The sequence below is a fragment of the Klebsiella sp. 141198 genome (assembly GCF_050600785.1).
In the GTDB taxonomy this organism is placed as follows: Bacteria; Pseudomonadota; Gammaproteobacteria; order Enterobacterales; family Enterobacteriaceae; genus Klebsiella; species Klebsiella aerogenes.
Map to the genome: position 1 here is coordinate 1 of NZ_JAQIRM010000015.1, position 1611 is coordinate 1611.

Here is a 1611-nt window from a genome sequence, read left to right on the forward strand (position 1 = left end):
ATGTTACCTGATGCTTAGAGGCTTTTCCTGGAAGCAGGGCATTTGTTACTTCAGCACCGTAGTGCCTCGTCATCACACCTCAGCGTTAATAAGGTACCGGATTTACCTGGAACCTCCGCCTACATGCTTAAACCGGGACAACCGTCGCCCGGCTAACATAGCCTTCTCCGTCCCCCCTTCGCAGTAACACCAAGTACAGGAATATTAACCTGTTTCCCATCGACTACGCCTTTCGGCCTCGCCTTAGGGGTCGACTCACCCTGCCCCGATTAACGTTGGACAGGAACCCTTGGTCTTCCGGCGTGCGGGCTTTTCACCCGCATTATCGTTACTTATGTCAGCATTCGCACTTCTGATACCTCCAGCAACCCTCACAGGCCACCTTCGCAGGCTTACAGAACGCTCCCCTACCCAACAACACATAGTGTCGCTGCCGCAGCTTCGGTGCACAGTTTAGCCCCGTTACATCTTCCGCGCAGGCCGACTCGACCAGTGAGCTATTACGCTTTCTTTAAATGATGGCTGCTTCTAAGCCAACATCCTGGCTGTCTGTGCCTTCCCACATCGTTTCCCACTTAACTGTGACTTTGGGACCTTAGCTGGCGGTCTGGGTTGTTTCCCTCTTCACGACGGACGTTAGCACCCGCCGTGTGTCTCCCGTGATAACATTCTTCGGTATTCGTAGTTTGCATCGGGTTGGTAAGTCGGGATGACCCCCTAGCCGAAACAGTGCTCTACCCCCGAAGATGAATTCACGAGGCGCTACCTAAATAGCTTTCGGGGAGAACCAGCTATCTCCCGGTTTGATTGGCCTTTCACCCCCAGCCACAAGTCATCCGCTAATTTTTCAACATTAGTCGGTTCGGTCCTCCAGTTAGTGTTACCCAACCTTCAACCTGCCCATGGCTAGATCACCGGGTTTCGGGTCTATACCCTGCAACTTAACGCCCAGTTAAGACTCGGTTTCCCTGCGGCTCCCCTATACGGTTAACCTTGCTACAGAATATAAGTCGCTGACCCATTATACAAAAGGTACGCAGTCACACCCGAAGGTGCTCCCACTGCTTGTACGTACACGGTTTCAGGTTCTTTTTCACTCCCCTCGCCGGGGTTCTTTTCGCCTTTCCCTCACGGTACTGGTTCACTATCGGTCAGTCAGGAGTATTTAGCCTTGGAGGATGGTCCCCCCATATTCAGACAGGATACCACGTGTCCCGCCCTACTCTTCGAGTTCACAACCTGTGCATTTTGGTGTACGGGACTATCACCCTGTACCGTCGGACTTTCCAGACCGTTCCACTAACACACAAGCTGATTCAGACTCTGGGCTGCTCCCCGTTCGCTCGCCGCTACTGGGGGAATCTCGGTTGATTTCTTTTCCTCGGGGTACTTAGATGTTTCAGTTCCCCCGGTTCGCCTCGTTAACCTATGTATTCAGTTAACGATAGTGTGACGAATCACACTGGGTTTCCCCATTCGGACATCGCCGGCTATAACGGTTCATATCACCTTACCGACGCTTTTCGCAGATTAGCACGTCCTTCATCGCCTCTGACTGCCAGGGCATCCACCGTGTACGCTTAGTCGCTTAACCTCACAACCCGAAGATGT

General features: G+C 52.7%; 1 rRNA gene. It reads right to left on the reverse strand.

The features are described from left to right. A 23S ribosomal RNA gene (locus PGR10_RS25345) occupies nt 1–1594 on the reverse strand; the annotation flags it as partial. Between the last annotated feature and the right edge of the window lie 17 nt (nt 1595–1611).